This window comes from Cylindrospermum stagnale PCC 7417 (genome assembly GCF_000317535.1).
Lineage (GTDB): Bacteria > Cyanobacteriota > Cyanobacteriia > Cyanobacteriales > Nostocaceae > Cylindrospermum > Cylindrospermum stagnale.
On sequence record NC_019757.1, the window covers coordinates 1704686 to 1728065 of the forward strand.

Here is a 23380-nt window from a genome sequence, read left to right on the forward strand (position 1 = left end):
ACCAAACTGCTAGTTATATCTTGGCTAATTCTCGCTTTTCTAATTGCAGTTTAAATCGTTCACCAGGGGTAGGCTCAATCACCTGTGTTGCTAGATTATGCTTCTCTAATAACGCCCTAAATTCGGCAACACTTCCCGTAGCTTGAAGAAATTTAATCATCAATCCCTCAAACACCACATCTCCCCCTGCTGCTGTGGGTAAAATAATTTGAGGTTGTAGCCACTTAGTCACTTCCAATCCACTATTTGCTCCTTGAATAATCAAACCCAGCAAAGGCAACCCCAAATTGACCATTGGTGTTATCACTATATCAACGGGTGCAACCTGCTTAAGTTGCGGAGAATGATAGCCATGAGGTTCATAGTAAAGGGTTAAACCACTTTCTAATTCTTTGAGAAGATAAGCATTTTCTAATATAGTTGGGCCAATTGGGGAACCGGGAAAAGTTTTGATTTCTACTTGCTGATTCAAGGTGAAAGTTTCACCATGTGCGAGGGCTGTTACTTGGGTGTAACCCAATTGTTTTACAACCTTGGCAGCATTAGGAGAACCGACAACTTTGATATTATGGTCAAGCTGCTTAAGTGTTGGTGGGTGAGCATGGTCTTCCAAACCTTGAGACAGCAGTATTAAGTCAATATTTTCTGGTATTGGGCGTTCTTGAGTTCGGGAACCTTTGAAGAACCAATCTGAATTACTGAAGGTTAAGGAACCAACCAGCCAAGGGTCAAGTAATATCCGCTGTTCGCCGATTTCAATCAGCCAACTATTGCTGTCTAACCAAGTTAAGTGCATAGCTAAAGTGAAGATAACGCCTGTCTTCATTATGCGGTGTTAAAGGGAATTAAGGGGTGGGGTTGTTTGATTATTGGCTAAACCCCTACAAAGCGTCTAAGTTAGGACTGACGCATTGACAAAGAATGGTAAATATGTTTTCAGTTTGATTCGTTGAAACTTCTATAAATTGTGCGTTAGGGAACGCACCCTACGGAGAAAGTTGCGTAAGAAGACGCATCAAAAAAGTCTGAAAAGAGGGTAAATTGTTAGGGTGCGTAAGTCCTATAAGTTTAAAAAACACCGACTTTATCCACTTTTTCCCAAGGTAAATCTATATCGATTCTCCCTACATGACCATAGGCAGCAAGTTTTCTATAAAATCCGCCTTTTGTCAATGAAGGTAAAAATCTCAAATTGAATTGCTTAATAATTCCTGCTAGACGAAAATCAAAATTTTTCTCTAGAATTGTGGTGATTTCTTCATCAGGAATTTTGCCAGTTCCAAAGGTTTCTACTTGAACACTGACAGGACGAGAAAGCCCAATAGAATAACTTAACTGCACTTCACATTCTTGGGCAAGTTTGGCAGCTACTATATTTTTGGCTGCATAACGGGCGGCGTAAGCTCCAATTCTATCTATCCTAATGGGATCTTTGCCGCTCAAAGCAGAACCACTATGTTTAGAATATTCACCATAGGTATCTATGGCATTTTTTCTGCCTGTTAATCCAGCATGAACAGCAGGCCCGCCAACAATCAACGGACCATCAGGATTAATAAATATTCTGGTTCTTTCATCTGGTTTAATATCTTCATTTTGAAATACAGGATAAATCACGGTTTCTCGAATATCATCCTGTAATTGCTGCAAATCAGGTTTTGACGGTTTATTTTGACTAGCAATAACTGTAATGCTGTGAATTCTATCAGGTCGGCGGTTTTTATATTCAACTCCTACTTGAGTTTTGCCATCAGGGGTTAGATAGGGCAGGATTTTTTGGCGTTTCACTTGACTAAGTTCTCTGGCTAATTTGTGTGCTAGCCAGATGGGCAGAGGCATTAGACTGTCTGTTTGATTGCAGGCAAAGCCAAAAACTGTTGCTTGATTATTAACAGTAATTTTCTCTATTTCTTGATCAGATAGGCTTTTTTCATCAAATAAATGAGATTGTTCTCGATGTAATTCTGTTAAGCTAGTCAAAATACTACAATTCTTACCGTTAAAATCAGATTGCTCATAACCAACAGAGTCAATAACGTGTCTAGCAGTGTTGGTAAAATCGACGTTAGCGTTAGGTTCAAATCTGGCAGCTATAAAAACAATGCCTTTAGAGACAGCGCATTCTGTAATTACTCTGGCGTAAGGATCTTGTTGCAAAAATCGGTCAACAATTGCATCACTGATCTGATCACAAAGTTTATCAGGATGCCCCTCTGTGACTGATTCTGATGTAAACATGAAGTCTTTTTTCATAAAAATTCATCTTTTTTGTCTAAAAGTTTATTTAGGAAACCACATATAAATATTGTTAAATTATCTGTGTTCATCTGTGTTCATCTGTGGTTTAATATTTTTAGTATTTTCATTTACTAAAAGGGGCAGTAAAGCGCTACCGCCAATAACAGCACTATCCACAATACTCAGGGGTGTAATTTTCAAAATATTCCTGAGTGGGGGAATAGTGAATGCTAGGATTTGAATGGCAAATGAGCCTGTAACGGCAATATTTAAATAAGGATTACGCGGCAGTTTCTCTGGACTAAATATGCTGTGTTTTTCAGAACGGCTGCTAATAGTATGCAGTAGTTGCCCAGAGGTCAAAGTCATAAAGGCAACGGTGCTGGCCCTTGGGCCAATACCATATCGGAGAATGGCGTAACCATAGGCGGCGAGAGTACTAACTGAGAGGGTGGCTGACTCAAAAGCAATTCTGCCAAAGTCGGAATTTTTGATAATCGGTTCGTCAGGGTTGCGGGGTGGCTGACTTAATACATCGGGTTCTGGTGCTTCTAAGGCTAGGGAAAGACCGGGGAAGATGTCGGTTACCAAATTTAGCCATAGGAGTTGGATGGCGTTTAAGGGTTCGCCGATACCTAGGGCGGTGGCGGTGGTCATCACCATGATTTCGCTGAGGTTGGTGGCTAGCAGGAAATGTACAGATTTTCTAATGTTGTTGTAGATTGTCCTTCCCCGACTAACGGCAATCATCATGGTTTCTAGTTTGTCATCTTCTAAGACGATATCTGCTACTTCTCGCGCTACGTCGGTTCCCCCTTTACCCATAGCGATGCCGACTTGTGCGGCTTTTAGGGCTGGTGCGTCGTTGATTCCATCGCCGGTCATGGCGACAACTTTGCCGGCTGCTTGCAAGGCTTGGACAATTTGCAGTTTATTGCTGGGACTGATGCGGGCAAAAACATCAACTTTGTCACTCAGGGCTGTTAATGCTTCGGGTGTGAGATTGTTGAGGTTGGTGGAGTCGAGAATTTCTAGTTGTGGATCTCGATTTAATTCTAGTTCTTTGGCGATCGCATAAGCTGTTGGACTTTGGTCGCCTGTAATCATGACTGTATCAATCCCCGCTTGATGAAAGTCGGCAATTAATTGTTTGGCCCCTTTTCTGATCGGGTCTGCCATTCCCACCAGTCCCAGCCAAATTAAGTCTGACTCATGATTGTTGTTGTTGTCAGCTGCGTCAATATAACTGTAAGCTACTCCCAGCACCCGCAGCGCCTTCAGTGCCATGCGATCGTTTTCCATCTCGATCGCCTGTTTGTCTGCTTCGGTAAAGGGCACTACTTGCCCCTGGATAACGCACCTTTGGCAGATCTCGATCACTTCGGCGGGATTACCTTTGACTGCAACCATCCGCTGGCAATTATGAGTTTCATGGATTGTACTCATCATATTGCGGTTTTCTGAGCGCAGGTTGGTTTGCCGCAGGGGATATTTTTCTCGAATGGCGATCGCATCTATTCCCGCACTAATTGCCATGTAAATCAGGGCATTTTCGGTGGCTGAACCTGTAACCAGATACTCACCATCCTCCTGGCGGCAGAGTTCGCTTTCATTGCAGAGAACTGATACATAAATCAGCTTTAACAGTTCGTTGCAGAGATAAGGATTAATTTTCTCTGTGTCGGCGATAAATTCACCGTCAGCTACTTTCATGTGTCTACTGTTGGTGAGAATTTCCACCACGGACATTTGATTTTCTGTCAGTGTCCCGGTTTTATCTAGGCAAATTGTCTGCACTGAACCTAAAGCTTCCACTGCACTCAAACTGCGGACTAGGACTTTGTTTTGTCGCATATCGCGGATACCCAGGGCTAAAGTGGTAGTGGCTATTGTTGGCAATCCTTCCGGTACTGCCGCCACAGCTAAAGATATGGATGATTGCAGCATTTGCACTAAACCATAGCCCCGCAAAACGCCTAAACCAAAGACTAAACCGCAGATTCCCATCCCCATAAAAACCAGTTGACTGCCTACCTCATCTAGCTGTCTGGCCAGGGGCGTTTCTGTTGCTGTTGCTTCACTAACGAGTTGTTGAATTTTGCCCATTTCGGTAAATTTTCCTGTGGCTACCACCGCCGCTAGTCCTTGGCCACCAGTGATTAGAGTCCCTTTATAGATCATATTTAAGCGATCGGCTAACGGCACATCTACTTTCACAGAATCGGCAACACCCGTGAGAGAATGCTTATTTTTGGTAACGGGAATACTTTCTCCAGTTAGCGCCGACTCATCAATACTCAGGTTATCTGCCTCGATGAGTCGGGCATCGGCTGCCACATAATTGCCAGGTTTGAGAACTAAAATATCTCCCAAGACCACATTTTCTGTGGGTATTTCTATCTGATTGCTATCTCTAATTACCCAAGTTGATATTTGTTCCCGACTTTTGAGAGCATCAATGATTCTTTCTGACTGACTTTCTGTGGCGTAACCAATAACCGCATTCAAACCAACAACACCCATAATCACCACAGCATCAATTAATCCCCCTGTAAAAATCGAAATCCCCGCAGCTACGGCAAGTAAAGCCACCGGTAGAGATTTAAACTGGTTAATGAAGATGCTTAAATTGGAACGAGTAGATGATTCAGATAGAATATTCTGTCCATATTTATGCAGATTAGTTGTGGCAGCCTCACTGGATAGTCCTGCTATTTCTGAAGTATTTAAGCTACTTAAAACGCTATCTGCTGCCATTAAATGCCAGCTTTTTCTTTCTTGCTCGTGGATATTGACTGCGGATATTTTACTTTTATTTGCCGCCTTGGCTAATTTTTTTGACTGAATCAGTCTACCATTTTTGGGAAAATCTAAAACAATTTTATAAATTATTGATGCAATTTGTTTACAGGTATATTTTTCTGTAAAAATCACCAGTATATTGCTAGTCAACGGGTTAGCAGACGCATAAATTATATCTGAGTCAGTTACAAGGCATCGCTCCAAGTATACTTTTAGCTCTGGTGAATGATCAAGTTCATCTACTTTATATCTAGCTCTCCCCTTGACTTTGGTGTGTATTGCTTGAATCACAGCAGTTCTTGCTCCTAGTAATGCCCTAAAAACTTCCAAAACTTGCTTTAATTGAGTAGATTTAGATTCATTATATTCTATGTTTATAGAGCGAATGTAGATCCAATTTTAAATTATTTGCAGGAAACACATAGGTAAACAATAGGATTACTGTAGGATTTTGGTTAGCGAAGAGAGCGTTATGCGCTTAAAACTAGCATACACCTAGAGTTTCACCTCTACCCCTATGCTTCTTGCCTGACTTTACTTCTTGATCAAATAGAATTGCTAAACATGCCAGTTTAATTAAATTAATTACCAACTTCATCAGCCTAAAGTTATAGAGGCATTTTTAAGCTGGTGTAAAAACACAATACAATTTCTCCTTAGCTCAAGAGCAAAAATACCGGTTACTCTGACCGATGAAATATGCCTATGGTTATAAGCAATAAAACTAATCTCAGCGTAACTCCACCTTTGGAACCAGGCAATCGGGAAATTAAAATGTTAATCTTGGTCGTGGGAGCTATCACAAACATTCTAGAATAATGGTTGTAATTATCAACTCCCATTTGAGACCAATTAGCAGCAAAATGTGAGTGAGTAAATGACAACTTCTACAGACAGAAACCAACAGTTTTATCAACTGGATAAACTTATTAAAGACATTGGCTTTGGGATGTTAACCACAGTCGATGAAGATGGCAGCTTGCACAGTCGCCCCATGTTCGTGAATAATGAGATTGACTTTGAGGGCGTACTTTGGTTTTTCACTGATGCCAGATCTCATAAAGTGTTGGAAATTCAACACCGCCAACAGGTGAATGTCAGTTTTTCTTCACTTGAAAAACAACAATATATTTCTATTTCCGGAACGGCTCAACTGGTGACAGACCACAATAAGCTACAACAGCTATGGCAGCCAGAACTGCAAACTTGGTTTCCTAAAGGACTAGAAGAGCCTGATATTGCTTTGCTCAAAGTGAACATCAATAAAGCTGATTATTGGGATAATCGATCCAGTTCTCAACCACAAAAAATTATTTAGTTTGTTCACCTACCACGCTTTTTAAGTTGTAACATTCTGTAATTGAACTCGCTAAATTAAGTATTGTTAATTAGAAATGTTCAATATGGCAGCATGATGCAAACACCTATAAGCAGTGGTAGTTCTGAAAAAACTTTATCAGTGAGGATATTTAGTCATGAGAATACAGAAAATAGCCATGGCTGGCCTTGTAGTCATTAGCATTATTATTGGTACATCTGATAAAAATGTAACTACAGCCCAGCCAAATCCAATTACTGTTAGATTGACTCAGAACCCACTCAGCGCTTCAGATAGGCAATTTCTCACCAAGGCTGGTCAGGACAGTACAGCAGAAGTAGAACTCGGTGAATTGGCATCTCAACGGGCGGCAAAAGTTCAGGTAAAACAGTTTGGACAGCGGATGGTAGAAGATCATACGCAAATGAACAAAGAACTCCAAGAATTAGCAGCCCAAAAGGGTCTAACTATACCGCAAGATATCGGTGAAGACAACAGCAAGGTGAAAGCTGAGTTATCAAAGCTTTCAGGCGCGGCTTTTGACAAAGCATATATGAACCACATGATTGCAGATCACACTAAGGATGTGTCTCTGTTCCAGCGTCAGTCCCAGCAAGGAAATGATCCGGACTTAAAAGCTTGGGCGGCTAAAACTTTGCCGACGCTGCAAGAGCATTTGCAGCTCGCTCGTTCCATCACGGGTAAATCTGTGACACCTAGCGGAACGGGGGGTGGCATTGGCCTAGCGTGCCGGAGAGCAGTTGCCTAGGACTCATGAAGCGTCAAGCCCCCGTGCTGGACTTCGGGGGTGTGTGTCAACAGAACACTAACGACAATGCAATAAAACTGAACTTTTCTCTACAAGCGTTTGTTTGTCCCGTCGTAATGTGATCCTCATAGCTCGGTTATACTTGACCTGAGCAATCAGAGCCACCGTGTATGGTTGTCCAGGCAGATTAAGGTGAAAAATTATCTGCTGTGGGAGATGTCTATTGTAAGCAACTCGTTTAGCTATTTCGCCGTAAGCCTCCCACTGAAACGGTACGACCTTCTGTGGTGAGATATAAGGTGGTTAAAAATAACGCGACCTCCGACTAATTCAATCCGCTATTCCTTGACTCTAAGGGGGTCAGCGTTATTTTTAACACTCTCTGTTTCGACTCCGCTCAACACAAGTAGATTTGGCAGTCTATCAACCCAGTCTTCTACTATCTGCGTGACTGTTTTATCTTTCATTACAGCATAAGAGTGAAGTTTGTTCAATCTACGCTCAGACATCCTGACATTTAATCTAGTAGTTTTCACATTTGTCTACCCGTTGTTGTCACTTTTATGGGATTATAGTCTTGATAGTTGAGGATAGACAAGTGAGGACAGCGTACCAATACAAACTACGACCAACAGCAAAACAAGCCTTAGAGATAGACAGATGGCTGGCTATGCTATGCGCTCAGTACAACTATCTGTTGGCTGATAGATTTGATTGGTATGAGCGTAATCGTTCATCGATTAATGCCTGTCCTATTGTCTGCCATATACCAGAATTGCGGGATAACCCAGACTATTATTCACAAAAGAAAACGCTACCGCAGCTTAAAAAAACTCATCCTTGGTACGGTGAAATTTACTCGCAGGTTCTACAGGACATAGTTAAACGAGTGAAGGTGACATTTGACCGTTTTTTAAAAGGTGATAGCAATGGCAAACGTAGTGGTAAGCCGAGATTTAAGCCCCGTGACCGTTATCGCACATTTACATATCCACAGATGAAAGATGGGTGTTTGCAAGGTAATTTAATAACTTTACCAATGTTCGGCATAGTTAAAGTTATCTTGCATCGCCCAATACCTGACGGATTTAAAATTAAAACCGCATCAGTAACAAAAAAAGCTGATGGTTATTATTTGACCTTGAGTCTTGAAGATCCGACAGTCCCGAATATTAAGCCTGATTTCAATGCGGATTTAATCACGGGTATCGACCTTGGCTTAAAGGAATTTTTGACAACTTCCAATGGTGATGTTGTCCCAATCCCTCAGCATTACCGTAAATCTCAGAAGCGATTGCGCGTCATTCAAAAGCGTGTTTCGCGTCGTAAAAAAGGAAGTAATCGGCGCCAAAAATCTATCAAGCAAGTTGCCAAACAACACAAAAAAGTAGCCGATAAGCGCAAAGACTTTCACTTTAAAACTGCCAATAATCTACTGAAAAAATATGACGTTATAGTTCACGAAGATTTAAACGTCAAAGCTCTTTCTAGTTCGATGCTAGCAAAATCTGTGCATGATGCTGGATGGTCAAGCTTCCTGTCAATTCTAACAACCAAAGCCGAAAATGCTGGGTTATTGGTAATCGCAGTGAATCCATCAGGTACGTCACAATATTGCTCTAATTGTGGTGTGAAAGTTCCTAAAAAACTGCATGAACGCTGGCACGATTGCCCTAATTGTGGGTGCAGTCTTGACCGTGATCATAATGCAGCGTTGAATATAAAAAATAGAGCGGTAGGGCATTCCGTTCTTAAAGCCAAGAGCCTCCTAAGCAATAGCCGGATTGTCCTGGAAGCCTACACTTCTGCTTCGCAGTAAGTGTAGGAGTATGTCACCCTTCCCGAAGCCTTGCACCAGTTTTTCTACTGGTGGTGGATTAACAGGAGTTAACCCTACCCCGGATGGAATGTTTGAGGGTTTATAAGTAGTTCTATCAATCTCCCGCACCACGTTTGCCTCCTTGAACTGAGGGTCGTATGGCCTGACCAAAACATTGCCGCCGTAATCATGAGCCACAGAACCAAGCTTCCGAACAACTTCATCCGTTGACAGCGGATTAGATGTTAGAAGACAGGCGATGGACTGTAATTCCGCAATCATATTTTCTCCTTATTTTTGAATGCAGTGCCAACTATAAGTTAGCTTGCAACCGTTAATAATTGCAGCATATTAACTTGACAAGTTCTAAGCTTAAATAGCCTGTTAATTACAGACTTTTGGAGCAATATTATTCTTTTAATAAAAAATAATATGCCTTTGAAATTTTTGTTTCTATAAGTTATCTTTATCTATAGAACACTTAATTTGCACTACGATGAAAAGCTAAAAAATTGTGATTAGTGTAGTTAAAGTAGCGATCGCGTGGAGCGCAGCGCCAAAGGCAATCGCTATCCAGGGTATAGCTTTAATAAAAAAATTAATGTAGGTTAATTTGGCGGCAATAATTTAATTCCTACTCACCTTGAGGATGGTTATTTTCAATATGCCGAACTAAGTTTTCCGCCATTTCCACAGCTACAATCATCAGTTGCTGTTCTAGTTTGCCATAGCCTCCCTCATCACTAACTTGCGGGTAAATGTGGGGGTTGGATAGCATTGCAGCCAGTAGTTGAGAAGCAGTTTCTTTTAATTCGTGTCGCATATTTTTCGACAGCTTGTCTACGTCCCAAGGGATAATTTTTGACCGTTGTTTGCCGCCTTGGCGAGTAAATCACAGACTTCATCATCGGTGATTTGCGGAAATTGTTCGTACCAAAGACCAACACTATAGAAGGGGTTGGGTTGTGAGATGCAAGCGATTTCGTCTACCAATCCTGCTAAATCTTCGTAAGTTGGAGGAGCGGCGACTGGTACTGCAACCACGATTTTAGCAGGTTGCTGTTTTCTTACAGCCACAATTGCTGCCAACATAGTTGCACCCGTGGCTAAACCATCATCTACTAAAATGACAGTGCGTTCCTGTAAATCTAGAGAAGGACGATTTCCTTGATAAAGCCGTTCTCGTCGTTCTAACTCCCGCTGTTCTTGCAGCGCCATTGTCGCGATCGCTTCATCGGGGATATTTTCTTCGCTGATAATCTGTTCGTTGAGTACTCGCACACCACCAGGTGCGATCGCTCCCATTGCCAGTTCTTTTTGACCGGGTACACCCAATTTCCGTACTACTAACACACCCAAGGGTGCATTTATCGCTCTGGCAACTTCAAAAGCGACAGGTACACCACCCCTTGGCAATCCTAAAACCACTACATCTGAACGATTAGCATAAGCTGCTAATTCCCCAGCTAAGAACTGACCCGCCAAGCGTCGGTCTTGGAATAGCATGGCATCACACGGCTTGTGACTATTTTCTGATCTTCTGAACTGATTCTATAAAGCTAACAGATCCCTGCCCTCTGACCAATGGAGCGAAATCGTTAATCTAGATATCTGTCTAATGGTTGAGTAATTACAGTCTATTTGTAGGGGCAAAACAATATTAGACATCGACCGAATTTAAACAGGACTTACGCAAAAATGACGTAAAACCCATGATTTACCGTAGGGGCAATTCATGAATTGCCCCTACATTTGTTAATTGATGCGTAAGTCCTATTAAATATGCGTTATCCAGAACCTTTGTAAAGACCTTCCATCGGTAGGGATTCTCGGCTCTAGATTATTTTCCGAAGCTGTCTATTGATTACCCCGACAACGTGTTGCATTCGGTAGAAGTTAAGCAGCAATTTGAGGTTGGTTCTGAGATCTAGTTGCAGTTGGCGGCAGCAGATGTGTGTAAAGCTGAGTCAGTCGGGAGGCGACACTATACCAACTAAAAGCAATTTCTACCCGTTGTCTGCCAGCTACACCTAACTCGTCTCGCCAAGCTGGGTTAGCGAGTATCCGGTCGATAGCAGCAGCAAAACCTACTTGATCTTTGGCAGGAACAAGTAAGCCTGTCACTTCCGGGACGACGGTAAATTGCAACCCACCCACATTACTAGCTACCACAGGTGTTTGACTGGCCATTGCTTCGACAGGAACTAACCCAAAGGGTTCGTAATGACTGGGCACAACGCAGACATCAGCGGCGGCGTAGTAGTAGGGGAGAACGGTATCATCTAAGCGACCAGGAAAGATCGTTTGGTCTTCTAGTCCCAGTTCAGCAACAATGCGAGAAATGCGATCGCGCTCGAAACCATCACTTTGGCCAGGACGACTACCACCACCGATCACCAGCTTCAGCTTCCCCTCACCCCTAAAACTAGACTTAGCAACAGCTCGCACTAAAGTTTCAATTCCTTTGCGGCGATCAAAGCGGCCAACATAAAGAACCATCTTCGCATCAGGGGCAATTCCCAACATCTGCCTTGCTGTAGACCGCTCAATTCCACCAAATTTCTCAATATCAGTACCACAGGGGATCATTTCCGTTCGCCCTCCGGTGGAAACAAGTATCCGCATGTGCTTCTGCTCTTGGGGACTAGTCGCAACTACACGGTCTACAGTCTCTAAACAAGCTTTTTCCACCGCTAACCGTTGGGTAGCAATAACGGGCACATCGCCAATAGTTCTATATTTAACTGCTCCTAAAGAGTGGTAAGTATGCACTTGAATCAGCGGCTGATGCTTTTTCAATTCCATGCCTACCCAAGAGGATAACCAATAATTTGTATGCACTAGGGAGTAACGGTATCCCTGACGCTGTTGGAATCGCCGGAATTCGGCGACAAATTCTGGTAGATGGGCAAACAAATCATCCCGCCCAATAAACTCGACCGGCCCAGCCTTTAACCGAATCGTGCGACAGTTAGGGCTATGTTGCACAATCGCCGCTTGCTCAGAACTACTGAAGCGAGTGAACATATCCACCTGCCAACCCTGCTCGGCTAATGCATAACCAACTTGACGCACATAGACGTTTTGTCCCCCTGCCTCTTCTTGTCCTATGTCTGCGGTAGGATCACCATCAACGGAAATAAGGGCAACGCGATACTTTTGACTGTGGTACATAGTCGATATTTACCTCAAGGCAACTATATCCTGCCTCAGACGCCAGAATTTACTTCAGAGTCAAGGGCAGGCACAACGAAGTGCAAAGTTACCAGCCAAGGATACTGACGAAAACAACGCATTACTTGTAATAATCACGCTGCTCGTTCAATCTCCTCTCAATGCCGACGAAGTTAGCTGACGGGCTAGGACTGAGAGATGTCCTTCTGGAAAAAGATCAAGTACCAAGTCGAAAGGATAAAGTTTGATTATTGTTATCCTTTTGACTCTAGCTTTCTCTTTCTAGCAAATTCGCCCCAGAACTGGTTCCTCCGTTCCCGATTTACCTTGATACATAATGTATCTTTAAGGCAAATGATGGATTAGGCAGACTGATTTTTATTCCCTTAAATAATAATGTATGATCATCAGCAAAGTCAAGAGGAACCACAAAATAATTGTGATCTGAATCACGGTATATTTTGTGTCCAAGTTAATAACAATTAGCGGTTAGGTAGAACGACAGTGGAATCAAACCTTACTAAAGTTTTGGTTGAGTTGCTTACCTCAGTACCTCAACCAAAGGTATAGGAAAATAAATACTCAATTGCCTCCTCAATAAATTTGTGCCAAATTTCATTAGGAATCCAAACTTGATGTAAAGTTTGCCTTGCCTCTGTCTCATTGATACCTTGATGAAGGCGGCGATAAAGATACATAAAAGCTGAAACTCTCATATTGGCAGCACAGTGAACAAATATTTTTTTATCAGCATTCGTTGCCATGAGGCTAAAAAACTCTGTTAGATCCTCAATAGTGGGATTTTCCCAAAGCACAGGAATGTTTACATATTCCATACCTTGAGATTCCACAATTTCTTGTTCATTAGATAAAGCATTATTTGAAGTTGGCAGTGCCAAATTTATAATTAATTGATATCCTGACTGTTTGATTACGGCAAACTGTTTTGCTGTTGGTTGCCCAGAAGTAGCAATTACATCGGATATTTTGAGAAAATTGGATATATCTTCAATACCATTCGTAGACATATTTTCAAATCTTTGATTTCGTTTTAAGTTTCGTATAGAGCACCATCTTGGTGTGTGAAAATGCGATTACCTCCGGCATCAGATTTGGCAACCAAGTCATCATCTGGATAGTAAGCTTCATCATCAGCAGTTCTATCCCCAACTTCCAGATACACTACCAATGCTTGAGAATGATTTACCAGTTGATGTCCATCTGCTTTACCTGCTGCAAAACCAGCCATCATTCCTGGTTTGAGGATTTGCTCTCCTGCATTAGTAACTAAAGTCACTTCACCTTGAATAAGATAAATAAACTCATCTTGTTTCGTGTGCCAATGTCTGAGTGCAGAACAGCTTCCTGGTGCCAGAGTAACTAAATTAACACCAAAGTTTCTCAATCCTGCCGCATTGCCTAAAGCCTGTTTCACTCTTCCTATTACCAGAGGCTGAAATTCAGCGGGGTAAATTGAACTTGTCCGACTGGGGACATTTTCTGGATTAATGATCATTTTGTTTCTTCCTGAGGTAATTGTTTGTGTTGGTACATTAATTCAAATTTACCCGCAGCACTTATAAAGCCCCAGCGTTGATAGAATGGAACCATTTCCGGTGAACAGAACAGAGAAATATGTTCAATCTTACTCAACTGAGAATGATTCATCACTGCATCTAGTAATTTAGCACCAAGACCGATTTTTCTATGGGTAGACTTAACAATTACATCGTAAATAATTGCCCGATAGACAAAATCAGTGAAAACACGAGTAAAACCAATCAAATGTTCGTTTTCATCTACCAAAGCAATAATAATATTTGAGTTTGCCAGCATCTTAACAACGCCTTGATATGTGCGGTTTTTACTCCAAAACTCGTTTTTGTACAATTCCACAAGTTCTAAAATCTGGTTTTCCGTTAACTGGTGAATAATTTGATAACTCATGAGTAAGTTTAAATTAAAAACAGGGACAATGAATTGTAAAATTGTTTAGCTCTCATCAAGAAGTATAGCAAATATTATTTGGATGAGGTACAAATTCAACTGTATTCATCTGTGGTTTAATAGTTATTTCTGTACTAACTTATTGCTATTTTTTATACAATTTACTACGCAAATGCAAAAAAAAACCTCTAGTAGTGATCATAAATTTAGCTTAATCAAAATCTAATTTCATTTTGAATGAAATTCCACCAACACGGTTGAGTCTATTGCTGCCATCCACAATTTTCCAGCCGCATCGCTGATATAAAGACAAGGCGGGGTTTGAACTTCTGACACTGAGTGATATAGATGGATAAAAATCTTTAGCGGCTGGTAACAAATGCTTAATTAACTGTGTGCCAATTCCTTGATTTCTATATTCGGGCAGAACTGCGATTGCGAGTTCTGGAGTTTGGTGATCAACATAACCATATCCCTGATTTTCACCTGTCAGCAAACGTAACCAAGCTGCTCCTACTGGCAGATGATTACTTAATAAAGTAGCAACAACACCCAGATCATTTTCACAGCCCCAGTTTTTCACATATTTGGTCAAATCAGGATGATTCATGGCATCATTTATTGTCAGGTTTTCTTCTGACATTTGTGTTGCTTCATAGAGCATTCGCCAAAGAAATGGCTCATCTTCTTGTGTGAGTGGACGAATTACATAAATTGATTTATCCATATCTCTATTCTGCTGTTACGAAACCTAGGTTAATTTACTCAGTGGAGTTTTTAAGCCGTCAATGCTGGTGAGATTTTTCTGCTGATGATAGTCTTTAATTCCCTGTTCGCCTTTTTTAATAGCCCAATTTACTAAAGTTTCTCGCTGTCCTTGGTATTCATAAAGTGGGACAGCAAAACCACAGGAAGTCTGCACACGTTCTATATCCGCCACAATAATTTGACGAGTTCCAGGAATCGGCTCAAACAGAGGATACAGGGAGTTCCAGTCGGGGGAATCTGGTAAAATTGTGTATCCCCGACCATAGAGACGGAGGATAGATGGGGGGCCATCAAAGGCGCAAAACATGAAGGTAATTCGCCCATTTTCTTGAATATGGGCTGAGGTTTCATTACCACTACCTGTCAAATCTAGATAAGCTACACGGTGGGGAGAGAGGATGCGAAAGCTTTCTAAACCTTTGGGAGAAAGGTTAACGTGACCTGTAGGATCTAGAGGTGCGGAACCAACAAAGAACAGGTGTTGAGCTGCAATAAATGCTTGCAGTTCTTCAGTGATAGAGTCAATAATTTTAGCCATACATTGTTTGATGTGGATAATCAGCCGGAAAACAACGAGTTGAGCTATATCTATGGACAAGGTTCACAGGTCTACCTTTGCTAGTATAGATTTTCGCGGCAATATTTAGATATAGCAGTGAAAATTAGATATGCATTATGCAGAACCCTTGTAGAGGCGTTGCATGCAATGTCTCTACATTTTTAAGAGAGATGTCTATTGCCTTTCTAATATTATGTCGTCAATCTTTGTTCCGCCGCCAATACAGCGAATCAATAGCGAAATTGCCCATCATGCTGGTGTTGCTTTGGATGTGCTGCGCCTCGACCTGATGCACCCGTGGGTTAATGGCAATAAATGGTTTAAGTTGAAGTATAACTTGCTGGAAGCAAAGCAGAAAAATTTGACGACGCTGCTCACTTTTGGGGGTGCTTATTCTAACCATATTTTTGCTACTGCTGCGGCTGGTAATCTTTTGGGATTCCGCACTATTGGGGTGATTCGTGGGGAGGAGAGACTACCGCTAAATTCGACGTTGAGTTTTGCTGTACAGCAGGGGATGCAGTTAGTTTACCTTAACCGGGAAAGGTACCGCCAACGGCAGACAGTAGAGTTACAGGCAGAACTGAGACAACAATTTGGTGAGGTGTTTATTATTCCGGAAGGTGGTAGCAACCTTAATGGTGTGCGTGGCTGTATGGAAATAATCGAGGCAGTGGGGGCGGTTGATACGGTATGTGTAGCCTGCGGCACGGGTACAACTTTGGCTGGGATGGCGCTATCACTGCATCAAGGACAAAATGCGATCGCCTTTCCTGTGTTGAAAAATGGCGACTTTCTCGCGGCGGAAATCGGCAATCTACTCACAAATTACCTCGATTCTGGGATGCCTGCACCAAATAGCACTCCAGCATCTTGGGAACTGGTGTGTGATTATCACTTCGGCGGTTATGCCAAGGTGAATGATCAGTTATTGCAGTTTGCCCAGCAATTCACAAAGGATTACAACATACCCCTAGATTACGTATATACCGCAAAGATGTTTTTTGGGGTTATGGATTTATTACAGCAGGGATTTTTCCAAAAAGGCGATCGCATCCTCTTAATACATACCGGCGGCTTACAGGGCAATATTGGTATAGAACAGCGACTAAAATAACCCTTTAAGGTGAAACCGTACTTAAACAATCTAGGTTATTCTAACTGAATAACTAGAATTGAAAGATATCTGCACCTATCTACCAAACTTTTGCTTAAAAAGGGTGAATTTATATGGTTTTAGCATCTAAAGCGAAGATTGACCCAAATTACCCCCCAGGACCAAAACATCACTGGTTAATGGGTGTAGTATCTGAATACACCCGCAATCCCATAGGTTTTATGAGTGAGTGCGCCAAAGAGTACGGTGATATTGTTTACTGGCAATGGCCATTGCTTTCGTTTTATCAGCTTAATCACCCCGACCATATCGAAGAGGTGCTAGTTAAAAAGAACAATCTATTTAGCAAACATCTGAGTTTACAGATATTGCAACGGATGTTTGGTAATGGACTATTATCCAGCGAAGGGGATTTTTGGCAGCGTCAACGACGACTGACACAACCAGCTTTCCATCGCGATCGCATTTTCTCTTATGGGGAGGTGATGGTTGACTACACCAATCGCCTGCTAACTAATTGGAGTGATGGCAAAATTATTGCTATTCACGAAGAAATGATGCACCTCACCTTAGAAATTGTTGCCAAAACCTTATTTGGGGCTGAGGTGACGGAAGTAGAAACGGTAGAGAAGATCATGCAGATAAGCATGGCGTATTTTGATGACCGCAACAATAACTTTTTATTATTCGTGATTCCTGATTGGGTGCCACTACCTCACAACCTGCGTTTTCAAAAGGCAGCACAGCAGTTTGATGAGATTATTTATCCCATTATTCAGCGACGACGAGAAAGTGGTGAAGATCAAGGTGATTTGCTGTCAATGCTGTTGCAAATGCAGGATGAAAATGGCAATAGGATGAGTGATAAACAACTGCGAGATGAAGCCGTAACGCTATTTATTGCAGGTCATGAAACCACTGCTTTGGCAATATCTTGGGGGTGGTATTTGTTATCTCAGCATCCAGAAATTGAACAGAAATTGCACGTAGAACTACAAACTGTGTTGGCTGGTAGAACTCCAACTTTTGCTGATTTACCTCAGTTACCTTATACCGACAGAGTGATAATGGAAATAATGCGATTATATCCACCTGCTTGGGCTATGGTTCGCACAGCTTTAGAGGACTGTGAAATTGCTGGTTATCCTGTGCGTGCTGGCGACAGTATGATTATGAGTCAATGGATAATGCACCGCGACTCCCGTTATTTTGATCAGCCGGAAGTTTTCAACCCCGACCGCTGGGAAGGAGATTTGGCAAAACGGATACCAACGTTTGCATATTTTCCCTTTGGTGGAGGCCCGAGAATTTGCATTGGTCAATCTTTTGCAAAAATGGAAGCGGTGCTTTTATTGGCAACTATTTCTCAGAAGTTTCGGTTAACATTGATGCCAGATCAGGAAATTACACCGTGGCCTGCTTTTAGCCTGCGTCCTAAATATGGGATGAAGATGTTGTTAAATCAGCGGTAGTAGAAAGGGTGGGGAAACCCCGCCCCTACAATTTTCTAAGGTTGATTTTTTACAGATTTGTTTAAATTCTGTTTTTCTGCTAACCAGGTAAATAATATAACACCACAAAGGTCAGCAGCTAAGTCAATTAAATCAAAGCTGCGATAGGGTGTAAATAGTTGAATTATCTCGTCCAATACACAAAAGAACATCACAAGAAATGGTGCAAGGGGAAGAGAAATGTTGAAGATTTGAATTTTGCGTTTATCTAAGGCTAGATGGCTCAAGTAAGCAGCAATTCCTAGCAAGATAAAATGACAAACTGTATCGAAATAGGGAAATTGTGGTATTTGCGTGGGGATGACTCTGAGGTAGGCTGATAGAGAGATGGACATCAAAATTGCAAAGTAAACCCAAAACGCGAAAATCCAACGCTGACGAGATGTCATTTTGATGCTTTTAAATGGTGTTTTTAATAAATACAACAATTAAAAAGAGCATTCCGCAATTGGGAATCCACTATTTTGCTAAAACTTTCTGAAATTAATATTAATTTAAGTGTGTATCTTTAGGACGTGATATCATGTCCGGTTGAATACTTATCATATCTGTGAGGGCTGGTAATGGGTAATGGGTAATTGGTAATTGGGAAAAAGGAAAACAGCAATTACCAACAAGGCCAAACTTATTATAAGTAATTAACCGGACTTGATATGATATTAGGGACTTCCAAAAAAATATCCAATCAGTAGGGACACAGCATTGCTGTGTCCCTACGAGTCTATGATTACTGGATATTTTATTTTTTGGTATTCCCTTACAGGGATTTTCAGGTAATTAGATTGTCCCTAGGTGAATTGAATATGTACCAAATATTCAATTATCCTACGTATTAAGCGTGCAAATTTGCTTGTTCTTGCAACCAGGGATCTACTGATTGTCCATCTTTGCGCTTTAATTCTATTTCTACTACCATCACTTCTCTAGAACCAGCAGGTGCGGGTTTTTTATGAAAAATAATGTCGTAGTCTGCGGGATTATGTTGACGTTCTTGCAACCATTCTTGTACTTTTGTTGTCGCAAAGAATGATTGACCTTGTTCAAACATTCTGGTAATTTGTAATTGCAGGGTGTAGGGATTTATCCGACTCATTTTATAATTCCTTGATAAAAACTAATCTTCCGTATTAAAATCTACTTTATCATAAATATCTGCTAGCAAAATTTGGCAGGGAACAGAGGCTAAATTTAAGCTGGTATCTCCATCTTCAAATTCGGAAAATATCCATTTATTGCTCTCAACTTTGCAGTATTGCTCAACGTGCATTGTATCCTGGTCTATGAGAATATATTCTTTAAAGCTAGGAATTGAGCGATAAGCGGCAAATTTTTCATCTTTATCATAGCTTTTGGTGGATTTTGATAAAACTTCAGCAATCATTACTGGGTTAGTCAGAGTGTCTCTTCTTCCTTCTGCAAACACTAAGGGAGTTTGGACAACCATCACATCAGGGTAGGTGTGAATTCTCTTGTTAGGAATCCAGAGACGTTGGTCTGTAACAAAGACTCGATAAGGTTGGCGCTTAAGAAGATAGTTCAGTGTACCACTGAAATTAAGTGCAATTTGATTATGATTTGGTGTTCCGCCTGTCATTGGTATAATTAATCCATCAATATATTCGTGACGTATTTCTGAATTTACCTCTTGTTCTAGATATTCTTCAGGTGAATAGTAGCGTTTTTCTTGGGCAATAGTCATGATATTTTAACTCCTAAGACTGCGAGTTATTAAGTTATCTAGGTTGTGGATTTGTCGATTTTAATGATTTCAATAATTTATCTATTTTAAATTTTTAAAACTTTTATTAATAAATTATGGGCAGGCGAGACGCCCGCCCTACAGTAATGTTAACTCAAGGTAGAACGCAATTCATTTAGTGCGGTTTCTAATGCTTCGGGTAATTTACTCGCATCTTTTCCGCCGGCTTGGGCTAAGTTGGGTCTTCCGCCACCGCCTCCACCACATATTTTAGCGATCGCACCGACAAATTTACCAGCTTGCAGTCCTTTTTTATTCACCTCTGGGCTGAAAGCTGCTACTATACTCACTTTCCCCGCTTCGGGAACCGAACCCAGCACTACTGCACCGATAGCGATTTTTTGCAATAAACGTTCCGCAGCAGATTTCAAAGATTCGGCGTCAACGTCTTCGAGTTGGGCGACAATGATTTTAAATTCGCCGATACTTGCGGATGTTTGCAGTAAACTGTCAGATTTAGCGATCGCTAATTGCGATTTTAAACCTTCCACTTGTTTTTGGCTGTTTCGCAGTTCGGTTTGCAGAGTTGTGATTCTTTCCGGCACTTCTTCTGGTTTCACCTTAAAGCGATCGCACAAATCCTTGACAACTTTATCCCGCACATTGAGATAATCTAAAATCGCCGGGCCAGAAACTGCCTCAATCCGCCTTACCCCAGAAGCCACACCAGCCTCAGAAATAATCTTAAATACGCCGATTTCCGCCGTATTGCTAACATGAGTTCCACCGCAGAGTTCCATCGACACGGCAGGAAAATCAATCACCCGCACTTCTTCACCATACTTCTCTCCAAACATTGCCACAGCACCTCTAGCTTTTGCCTCTGCCAAAGGTAAGACTTCGATTTTCGCAGAATGCGCTTCCGCAATCCAAGTATTCACCTGTTCTTCAACTTGTTGCACTTCCTCCGCCGTTAAACCACGGGGACAGTTGAAATCAAAGCGCAACCTGTCGAAAGAAACGAGAGAACCAGCTTGAGAAATACCGTTATCAACAATTTTCTTTAACGCTGCTTGCAATAAATGCGTTGCGGTATGATTTGCTTGAGCACGACGCCGACAAGCGCTGTCGATTTGGGCGGTAACGGTATCGCCTACCCGTAATGTACCCCGTTCGATGCGTCCGAAGTGAACAAAGAAATCAGATTCCTTTTTCACATCTTCCACCCGAACTAAGATTCCATCACCAGAGATATAACCTCTGTCCCCAATTTGTCCCCCCGATTCAGCGTAAAATGGAGTTGTATTCAGGACAATTTGCACCTCTGTTCCCGCTTCTGCTGCTTCTTGAGAAACACCACCAACTAACAAAACTTCAACTTTCGCCGTTGCTGCTGCTTGGGTATAACCGATAAACTCCGTACTGTGGATATGTTCTGCAAGTTTATCGAGGGAACCTTGAACAGTTAAATCAATGGTTTCGTGTGCAGCTTTAGCACGTTCTACCTGCTTTTGCATTTCTGCGTTGAACCCCACCTCATCGACAGTCAGGTGATTTTCCTCAGCAATTTCTTGAGTGAGTTCTAAGGGGAAACCGTAGGTATCGTAAAGGGTAAAAGCGCTTTCACCACTAATGGCGGTTTTTCCTTGCTGCTTCACACCCTCAATGATTTCTTCAAGTAGTTTTTCGCCTCTTTCCAAAGTTCTCAAGAAATTAGACTCTTCCCGTTGCAATTCAGCCATAATTGCTGCTTCCCGCCGCCGCACATTCGGGTAAGCTGATTCTGAGAGTGCGATCGCAGTTTCGGCAACTTTGGTAGTAAATTCGCCAGAAATGCCAATTAATCGCCCATGACGCACCACCCGCCGAATTAACCGCCGCAGCACATAACCCCTTCCCACATTAGAAGCACGGATTTCATCAGCTATCATGTGGACAACAGAACGGACATGATCACCAATCACCTTTAGAGAAATTTTGGTTTTTTCATCGCTGCTGTGGTAATCAAGCCCCGCAATTTGCGCCGCCGTTTGGATAATCGGGAAAATCAAATCAGTTTCAAAATTATTCGCCACTTTTTGGAGAATTTGTGCCATTCTCTCCAAACCCATGCCGGTGTCGATATTTTGATTTTGCAGCGGTGTTAAACTACCAGACACATCCCGGTTATATTGCATAAATACCAAGTTGTAAAACTCGATAAATCGGGAATCGTCTTCTAAATCGATATTTTCATCACCGCGTTCTGGGTGAAAATCGTAATATATCTCCGAACAAGGGCCACAAGGGCCAGTGGGGCCAGATACCCAAAAGTTATCATCTGCACCCATGCGTTTAATTCTAGCTGCTGGTACGCCGATTTGGTCGCGCCAAATGCCAAAAGCTTCATCATCTTCTTCAAAGACGCTGACGACGAGGTTTTGCGGGGAAAAACCAAAAACTTTTGTCGATAATTCCCAACCCCAAGCGATCGCTTGTTCTTTAAAATAATCACCAAAGCTAAAGTTACCCAACATCTCAAAAAACGTATGATGGCGTTTGGTACGCCCGACATTTTCGATATCGTTGGTGCGGATACACTTTTGCGATGTGGTAGCCCGTTTAAATTCTGGTGTGCGCTGTCCTAAGAAAATCGGTTTAAATGGAAGCATCCCCGCGATCGTCAGCAGCACGGTTGGATCTTCTGGCACGAGGGAGGCACTTGGGAGAATTTGGTGTCCTCGTTGGGCATAGAAGTCGAGGAATAAAGCGCGAATTTCGTTACCGCTAAGATTTTGGGGATTTGAAGACATAACTGTTTACGAAATTAGGTTCAATTGACTGGGTAACATCTGCTGTTACTGACAAAGTATGCCGCAGGATCAGACATCTGTGCCACAAGCTTACTGCTGATCTAGCGATCGCCTGATAGCTTATTTTTGCATTTTGTTTCATTCTGTTGCCAATGGCAGCATCTGGGTTTGGCAAAAATATTTGGCAAAGCGTCCGAAAAGCAGCAGCTTCATTGTGAAGATCAGCGGAGCATTACCAAAATGAGACACACCCTTTGCCAACTACTTATGCCCAATAGCTGATGCCTTAGGCAATTTATATAACTGTAGTGGGATGACTACACTGACTTAGATCAATGATACTAATCCAAGTGAGTGATTTCTGAATATTCAAATCAACTTATTAAGGTTAAGGTCAAGTATGGCGCTAAAACTTAAAGTATCGAATCTTGCTTGTGATAAATGTGCGGAAACGATCACTCAATCTATCCACACAATGATGCCTGATGCCAAAGTTAATGTTGATGTCGATGCTAAGACTGTTACTGTTGATTCCGTAGCTTTTGAATCCATAGCTTCTGAGGAGTCAATCAAACAGGTAATCGTTGCGGCTGGATATAAGATTGAAGGTTATTGATAGTTGTCACAACTTTTCAAAAAGTTAGCTAAATAACGAGTTACTCCACATAAATTTTCCGTATAGTACTGCTCGCTGATGTTTCTGTTTTAGGGATGGGCGGAGTGGTAGCAATCTTCCCTTGTTATAGCTAGGGCAATGCTCCCAGGCGTTTGATTAACTCAGTTTATGTAGATTTACGGTTAGTTTAACGAACCTTCATAAATGCTGTGGATAATTAAATAGATCTGCCTTGGCAGAAAACAGTAATT

The 23380-nt window shown here is 41.8% G+C and carries 22 protein-coding genes and 1 riboswitch; of the genes, 6 read left to right on the top strand and 16 right to left on the bottom strand.

What is annotated here, in order from left to right; genetic code table 11:
• Positions 1-13: 13 nt before the first annotated feature.
• From CYLST_RS07105 to CYLST_RS07115, 3 genes are all read right to left on the bottom strand, one after another.
• The gene (locus CYLST_RS07105; RefSeq protein WP_041233481.1) at positions 14-796 is read right to left on the bottom strand and encodes an MBL fold metallo-hydrolase; all 783 of its coding nucleotides are present in this window, start codon (positions 794-796) and stop codon (positions 14-16) included.
• Positions 797-1068: 272 nt separating this feature from the next.
• Complete coding sequence (metK, locus tag CYLST_RS07110; RefSeq protein ID WP_015207027.1) at positions 1069-2253, bottom strand: methionine adenosyltransferase; 1185 nt, start codon at positions 2251-2253, stop codon at positions 1069-1071.
• 60 nt (positions 2254-2313) lie between these two features.
• Complete coding sequence (locus CYLST_RS07115; RefSeq protein WP_015207028.1) at positions 2314-5331, bottom strand: cation-translocating P-type ATPase; 3018 nt, start codon at positions 5329-5331, stop codon at positions 2314-2316.
• 586 nt (positions 5332-5917) lie between these two features.
• Between CYLST_RS07115 and CYLST_RS07120 the strand changes: the two genes are divergently transcribed.
• Positions 5918-6358 carry a pyridoxamine 5'-phosphate oxidase family protein gene (locus CYLST_RS07120; protein WP_015207029.1) on the top strand — a complete coding sequence of 147 codons (441 nt, stop codon included), beginning with the start codon at positions 5918-5920 and terminating at the stop codon, positions 6356-6358.
• Positions 6359-6536: 178 nt separating this feature from the next.
• Positions 6537-7127, top strand: a complete 591-nt coding sequence (locus CYLST_RS07125) for a DUF4142 domain-containing protein (RefSeq protein ID WP_216595235.1) — start codon at positions 6537-6539, stop codon at positions 7125-7127.
• 338 nt (positions 7128-7465) lie between these two features.
• On the opposite strand, the gene CYLST_RS36720 is transcribed toward CYLST_RS07125, so the two are convergent.
• Complete coding sequence (locus CYLST_RS36720) at positions 7466-7663, bottom strand: hypothetical protein (RefSeq protein ID WP_015207031.1); 198 nt, start codon at positions 7661-7663, stop codon at positions 7466-7468.
• Between the two features lie 62 nt (positions 7664-7725).
• On the opposite strand from CYLST_RS36720, the gene CYLST_RS07135 reads away from it, so the two are divergent.
• A complete protein-coding gene (locus CYLST_RS07135) occupies positions 7726-8946 on the top strand; it encodes an RNA-guided endonuclease InsQ/TnpB family protein (protein WP_015207032.1) in 1221 nt (406 codons plus the stop codon).
• 634 nt (positions 8947-9580) lie between these two features.
• Here the strand turns inward: CYLST_RS07135 and CYLST_RS07140 are convergent.
• From CYLST_RS07140 to CYLST_RS07175, 8 genes are all read right to left on the bottom strand, one after another.
• The gene (locus tag CYLST_RS07140; protein WP_015207034.1) at positions 9581-9769 is read right to left on the bottom strand and encodes a hypothetical protein; all 189 of its coding nucleotides are present in this window, start codon (positions 9767-9769) and stop codon (positions 9581-9583) included.
• A gap of 17 nt (positions 9770-9786) precedes the next feature.
• Positions 9787-10452, bottom strand: coding sequence for a phosphoribosyltransferase (locus CYLST_RS07145; RefSeq protein ID WP_015207035.1), 666 nt, complete (start codon positions 10450-10452; stop codon positions 9787-9789).
• Between the two features lie 390 nt (positions 10453-10842).
• Positions 10843-12120, bottom strand: a complete 1278-nt coding sequence (locus CYLST_RS07150) for a glycosyltransferase (protein ID WP_015207036.1) — start codon at positions 12118-12120, stop codon at positions 10843-10845.
• Between the two features lie 147 nt (positions 12121-12267).
• Positions 12268-12483: riboswitch (cyclic di-AMP (ydaO/yuaA leader) on the bottom strand.
• 191 nt (positions 12484-12674) lie between these two features.
• Positions 12675-13148, bottom strand: a complete 474-nt coding sequence (locus CYLST_RS07155) for a protein tyrosine phosphatase family protein (protein ID WP_015207037.1) — start codon at positions 13146-13148, stop codon at positions 12675-12677.
• Positions 13149-13171: 23 nt separating this feature from the next.
• On the bottom strand, positions 13172-13636 hold the full coding sequence (locus CYLST_RS07160; protein WP_015207038.1) for a cupin domain-containing protein: 465 nt from the start codon (positions 13634-13636) through the stop codon (positions 13172-13174).
• Positions 13633-14067, bottom strand: coding sequence for a GNAT family N-acetyltransferase (locus tag CYLST_RS07165; protein WP_015207039.1), 435 nt, complete (start codon positions 14065-14067; stop codon positions 13633-13635). The genes CYLST_RS07160 and CYLST_RS07165 overlap by 4 nt, the downstream gene beginning before the upstream one ends.
• Positions 14068-14278: 211 nt before the next feature.
• Positions 14279-14794, bottom strand: a complete 516-nt coding sequence (locus CYLST_RS07170) for a GNAT family N-acetyltransferase (protein ID WP_015207040.1) — start codon at positions 14792-14794, stop codon at positions 14279-14281.
• Positions 14795-14818: 24 nt separating this feature from the next.
• Positions 14819-15373: a pyridoxamine 5'-phosphate oxidase family protein gene (locus tag CYLST_RS07175; RefSeq protein WP_015207041.1), complete on the bottom strand. Its 555-nt coding sequence runs from the start codon at positions 15371-15373 to the stop codon at positions 14819-14821.
• 214 nt (positions 15374-15587) lie between these two features.
• Here CYLST_RS07175 and CYLST_RS07180 point away from each other — a divergent pair, with 214 nt between their 5' ends.
• Together CYLST_RS07180 and CYLST_RS07185 are read left to right on the top strand one after the other, a co-directional pair.
• Positions 15588-16511, top strand: a complete 924-nt coding sequence (locus CYLST_RS07180) for a 1-aminocyclopropane-1-carboxylate deaminase/D-cysteine desulfhydrase (RefSeq protein ID WP_041233005.1) — start codon at positions 15588-15590, stop codon at positions 16509-16511.
• A gap of 113 nt (positions 16512-16624) precedes the next feature.
• On the top strand, positions 16625-17983 hold the full coding sequence (locus CYLST_RS07185) for a cytochrome P450 (protein ID WP_015207043.1): 1359 nt from the start codon (positions 16625-16627) through the stop codon (positions 17981-17983).
• Between the two features lie 35 nt (positions 17984-18018).
• Here the strand turns inward: CYLST_RS07185 and CYLST_RS07190 are convergent, their stop codons facing one another.
• The 4 genes from CYLST_RS07190 to alaS all read right to left on the bottom strand — a co-directional run bounded on the left by CYLST_RS07190 (position 18019) and on the right by alaS (position 22513).
• On the bottom strand, positions 18019-18450 hold the full coding sequence (locus tag CYLST_RS07190; RefSeq protein WP_342663870.1) for a VanZ family protein: 432 nt from the start codon (positions 18448-18450) through the stop codon (positions 18019-18021).
• Between the two features lie 404 nt (positions 18451-18854).
• Positions 18855-19115, bottom strand: coding sequence for a hypothetical protein (locus CYLST_RS07195; RefSeq protein ID WP_015207045.1), 261 nt, complete (start codon positions 19113-19115; stop codon positions 18855-18857).
• A 21-nt stretch (positions 19116-19136) separates the two neighbouring features.
• Positions 19137-19721, bottom strand: a complete 585-nt coding sequence (locus tag CYLST_RS07200) for a Uma2 family endonuclease (RefSeq protein ID WP_015207046.1) — start codon at positions 19719-19721, stop codon at positions 19137-19139.
• A 149-nt stretch (positions 19722-19870) separates the two neighbouring features.
• Entirely contained in the window at positions 19871-22513 is a 2643-nt protein-coding gene (gene alaS, locus CYLST_RS07205) for an alanine--tRNA ligase (RefSeq protein ID WP_015207047.1), read from the bottom strand.
• A gap of 400 nt (positions 22514-22913) precedes the next feature.
• Between alaS and CYLST_RS07210 the strand changes: the two genes are divergently transcribed.
• Entirely contained in the window at positions 22914-23129 is a 216-nt protein-coding gene (locus CYLST_RS07210) for a heavy-metal-associated domain-containing protein (protein WP_015207048.1), read from the top strand.
• Positions 23130-23380: the final 251 nt, after the last annotated feature.

Excerpts from the sequence above, each read along its gene's own strand:
- CYLST_RS07125 (WP_216595235.1), top strand. The coding sequence starts at position 6,537 with ATGGCTGGCCTTGTAGTCATTAGCATTATTATTGGTACATCTGATAAA.
- CYLST_RS07185 (WP_015207043.1), top strand. The coding sequence starts at position 16,625 with ATGGTTTTAGCATCTAAAGCGAAGATTGACCCAAATTACCCCCCAGGA.
- alaS (WP_015207047.1), bottom strand. The coding sequence starts at position 22,513 with ATGTCTTCAAATCCCCAAAATCTTAGCGGTAACGAAATTCGCGCTTTA.
- CYLST_RS07170 (WP_015207040.1), bottom strand. The coding sequence starts at position 14,794 with ATGGATAAATCAATTTATGTAATTCGTCCACTCACACAAGAAGATGAG.
- metK (WP_015207027.1), bottom strand. The coding sequence starts at position 2,253 with ATGAAAAAAGACTTCATGTTTACATCAGAATCAGTCACAGAGGGGCAT.
- CYLST_RS07140 (WP_015207034.1), bottom strand. The coding sequence starts at position 9,769 with ATGCGACACGAATTAAAAGAAACTGCTTCTCAACTACTGGCTGCAATG.
- CYLST_RS07165 (WP_015207039.1), bottom strand. The coding sequence starts at position 14,067 with ATGAGTTATCAAATTATTCACCAGTTAACGGAAAACCAGATTTTAGAA.
- CYLST_RS07120 (WP_015207029.1), top strand. The coding sequence starts at position 5,918 with ATGACAACTTCTACAGACAGAAACCAACAGTTTTATCAACTGGATAAA.
- CYLST_RS07145 (WP_015207035.1), bottom strand. The coding sequence starts at position 10,452 with ATGCTATTCCAAGACCGACGCTTGGCGGGTCAGTTCTTAGCTGGGGAA.
- CYLST_RS07150 (WP_015207036.1), bottom strand. The coding sequence starts at position 12,120 with ATGTACCACAGTCAAAAGTATCGCGTTGCCCTTATTTCCGTTGATGGT.
- CYLST_RS07210 (WP_015207048.1), top strand. The coding sequence starts at position 22,914 with ATGGCGCTAAAACTTAAAGTATCGAATCTTGCTTGTGATAAATGTGCG.
- CYLST_RS07160 (WP_015207038.1), bottom strand. The coding sequence starts at position 13,636 with ATGATCATTAATCCAGAAAATGTCCCCAGTCGGACAAGTTCAATTTAC.
- CYLST_RS07200 (WP_015207046.1), bottom strand. The coding sequence starts at position 19,721 with ATGACTATTGCCCAAGAAAAACGCTACTATTCACCTGAAGAATATCTA.
- CYLST_RS07105 (WP_041233481.1), bottom strand. The coding sequence starts at position 796 with ATGCACTTAACTTGGTTAGACAGCAATAGTTGGCTGATTGAAATCGGC.
- CYLST_RS07175 (WP_015207041.1), bottom strand. The coding sequence starts at position 15,373 with ATGGCTAAAATTATTGACTCTATCACTGAAGAACTGCAAGCATTTATT.
- CYLST_RS07155 (WP_015207037.1), bottom strand. The coding sequence starts at position 13,148 with ATGTCTACGAATGGTATTGAAGATATATCCAATTTTCTCAAAATATCC.
- CYLST_RS07195 (WP_015207045.1), bottom strand. The coding sequence starts at position 19,115 with ATGAGTCGGATAAATCCCTACACCCTGCAATTACAAATTACCAGAATG.
- CYLST_RS07180 (WP_041233005.1), top strand. The coding sequence starts at position 15,588 with ATGTCGTCAATCTTTGTTCCGCCGCCAATACAGCGAATCAATAGCGAA.